Raw genomic sequence first — 2,564 nt, forward strand, 5'->3', positions numbered from 1 at the left:
TGGTGAAGATTTTTCGATGCGGGCCGGGGTGTGAGTTTGCGGCTTGGTGGACGGGCGGCCCGCGTTGGAAAATCTCCCAAGGTGGAAGCCGCGGGGACTTGGCGGTGTCTATGGGGATTGTGTGCGAGCGGGCGATAGGGCCTCTGTTTTTGCGGACCGGTTTGCACCTTGCGGAGCGGTATTCGGAGGTGCCATCTCGCGTCTTGAGGCTTTCGGAGTAGCCCATGTCGCCAGCATCGCTGCCAGATCGGATCGAGTCTTCAATTCGGCGCATCTCGACCAGCCCGGTGCAGCTTGTTGCCGCCGGTTTGAGCGCGTGATCGGTGACGGGCATTCAGTCATGCGGCCTGCTCCCGAGGTGGTGCGCGCGACATTGGTTTCTGTCCGCGACGGAAGATTTCGACCACGCGCATGGGACCACCGCAGCAGGGGCATGGTTCGCGCAGGGTGAGCGGGGATGTCTCTGTTTCTTCCTGCGCTTCCAGTGCAGGTGGCTGCTGCCCGAGCAGGTCGCGGATGCGGGCGATGTTGTCCTTGCGTGTTGCGCTGGCCAGCAGGCCGTAGTGCCGGATGCGGTGGAAGCCATCGGGGAGGACATGCATCAGGAAACGGCGGATGAACTCAGGCGTGGCGAGACGCATCACCTTTTGGCGGTCACCGCGTTTGATCCGGTAGTCCTTCCAGCGGAAAGCCACGGTGTCGGCATCCGCGCTGACCAAGCGATGGTTCGAGATGGCCACACGATGGGTGTACCGGGACAGGTATGCCAGCACGGCCTCTGGCCCACCAAAGGGCGGTTTGGCGTAGACCACCCATTCGGTCTTGCGAAACGGAGCGAGCCATTGGGTGAAGGCGGCGGTATCGGCCAATCCCTCGTGTCCACCGAAGAAGGCAAGCTCGCCTGCTTGGTGCAGCGCCAACAGTCCTTCAACGAACAGGCGACGGAATAACCGCGCCAAGACCCTCACATGCAGGAAGAACCCTGGTTTGCAGGCGACCCACTTGGTGCCGTCCGGTGACAGGCCACCGCCAGGGACGATCATGTGGATGTGGGGGTGATGGGTGAGTGCCGATCCCCATGTGTGCAAGACACTGGTCAGGCCCACCTTCGCCCCCATACGTTTGGGATCAGCGGCAATGGTCATCACCGTTTCTGCTGACGCCTTGAACAGCAGGCCGTAGACCGCCCGTTTGTTCCAATAGGCGATCTGCGCGATCTCTGCGGGCATCGTGAACACGACGTGGAAATACTCGACAGGGAGGAGATCCTCCGCACGTGCTTCCATCCAATCGCGCGCCGCCGGGCCTTGGCACTTTGGACAGTGGCGGTTTTTGCACGAGTTATAGGCAATGTGTTGATGATCGCATTTGGTACACGCGGCCACATGCCCGCCGAGCGCATCGGTTCGGCAGGCTTCAATCGACGACATCACTTTGAGCTGGGAGAGGCTGACATGCCCGGCATTGGCCCGCCGCCACGCGGGGCCATATCGTCGAAAGATGTCTGCGATCTCCAGCTTGGGACGGGGCAAGACCCCGGCGCGTCACTCCAGGCTTCGCCGCAAGGTCTGATCCTGCAGATTGGCCAGCATCTCATATGGGCTGACGGTGTCCTTAATCGTTTTGGTGGCCACATGAGTGTATTGCGCCGTTGTCGTCAGCTTGGCGTGGCCCAGGAGCACCTGAATGACGCGCACGTCTGTGTTCGCCTCAAGCAGGTGCGTCGCAAAGCTGTGTCGCAGTGTGTGCAGCGTGGCGGGTTTGGAAATGCCCGCCATGTGCTTGGCCGACGTAAACGCCCGGTTCAGCTGGCGCGATGAGATCGGGTTGATCTTGGGCTTGCCTGGGAAGAGCCATCCTTCGGGCCGCGCCTCTTTCCAATACTCACGGAGCAAACCCAGCAATCCCGGAGACAGCATCACCTTGCGATCTTTGCCGCCCTTCCCCTGGTCGACGTGGATCAGCATCCGGTCGCTGTCGATGTCGCTGATCTTGAGATTGCACACCTCAGAGGCGCGCAACCCCGCACCATAGGAAATGCTGAGGGCGGCCCGGTACTTCAGCCCCGGTCCCGGTGTCGCCATGAGCAGGTCCGACACCTCTTGCACGCTGAACACCGTCGGTAGCTTCTTGGGCTGCGTCTTGAACTGCATGAACCGCTTCATATCCTCGCGTCCGCAGGTGATGCCGAAAAAGAACCGCAACGCCACGATCCGCGTGTTGAAGGTCGAGGGCGTCACCCCGGTATCGGTCATGTGCAATTGATAGGCGCGCAGTTCCTCGGGCGTGGCAGTATCTGGTGAATGGCCAAGGAACGCGGCAAAATCTTTGATTGCCCGGATATGCGACTTCTGAGCTTTGTCGCCCATGCCCCGAATACGCATATCCTCCATCATCCGCGCACGAAGCGGGCTCATCTTCTCCTCTGTCATGGAAACCTCCTGTCCGATTGAGAAACCTCAATCGTCAGACAGGTCAGCAAGATCGCAAAATGCGCGCCCTTAGGATCGGCTCAACACTGCAGCCACAAGCGCCATTGCCGCGAAAGCGGCTTCGTCCAAGGG

Annotated in this window: 3 protein-coding genes; all 3 read right to left on the reverse strand. The window is 60.7% G+C overall.

Annotation, left to right across the window (positions count from 1 at the left end):
• On the reverse strand, positions 1–334 hold a 334-nt coding region (locus tag PXK07_RS18540; RefSeq protein WP_274849785.1), incomplete at its 3' end, for a hypothetical protein.
• A gap of 4 nt (positions 335–338) precedes the next feature.
• Positions 339–1,532, reverse strand: coding sequence for an IS91 family transposase (locus tag PXK07_RS18545; protein ID WP_274849786.1), 1,194 nt, complete (start codon positions 1,530–1,532; stop codon positions 339–341).
• A gap of 12 nt (positions 1,533–1,544) precedes the next feature.
• Complete coding sequence (locus PXK07_RS18550; RefSeq protein ID WP_274849787.1) at positions 1,545–2,432, reverse strand: tyrosine-type recombinase/integrase; 888 nt, start codon at positions 2,430–2,432, stop codon at positions 1,545–1,547.
• Positions 2,433–2,564: the final 132 nt, after the last annotated feature.

This window comes from Phaeobacter sp. QD34_24 (assembly GCF_028890115.1).
In the GTDB taxonomy this organism is placed as follows: domain Bacteria; phylum Pseudomonadota; class Alphaproteobacteria; order Rhodobacterales; family Rhodobacteraceae; genus Phycobacter.

What these genes read in the sequence shown, in the direction of transcription:
- PXK07_RS18550 (WP_274849787.1), bottom strand. Translation starts at nt 2,432, where the DNA reads ATGACAGAGGAGAAGATGAGCCCGCTTCGTGCGCGGATGATGGAGGAT.